This window comes from Bradyrhizobium sp. LeoA1Lang (assembly GCF_055413685.1).
Window position 1 is genome coordinate 1 of sequence record NZ_JBVAPG010000535.1, and the last position, 391, is coordinate 391.

At 67.0% G+C, this 391-nt stretch carries 1 protein-coding gene; it reads right to left on the minus strand.

Annotated elements, in window-relative coordinates:
* On the minus strand, positions 1–391 hold a 391-nt coding region (locus ACZYOF_RS44420), incomplete at both ends, for a transposase (RefSeq protein ID WP_463719677.1).

Genomic DNA, 391 nt, shown 5'->3' on the forward strand with positions numbered 1-391 from the left:
GAGGCGGCACAGGATGCGGCGGGCCTCGGCAGGCGCGAAGGCCTCATACAGCGCCCCAGGCTTATGGATCGACAAATTGTCCTGCACGACACGGATGCAGGCGGCGTCGGGATAATGGACGTCGACGAGCTCACGCATGCAGTGGGCGTAGTCCACGGCGGCGCGGCGGTCGGTGAGCTTGACGTTGCGCCAGCCCCGATACGGATCGAAGGTGACGAAGAGATTGACGGTGCCGTTGCGGCGATACTCGTAATCGTAGCGCTCGCGCTGTCCCGGTTGGGCCAGGACCGGCTGGCGCACCTCGCCGATCAGCTGGACGGGGGTCTCGTCGAAGCAGACCAGGGGGCGGGCGGGATCCGGCGTCTCGGCGTAGAGATCGAGCACGTCCTCC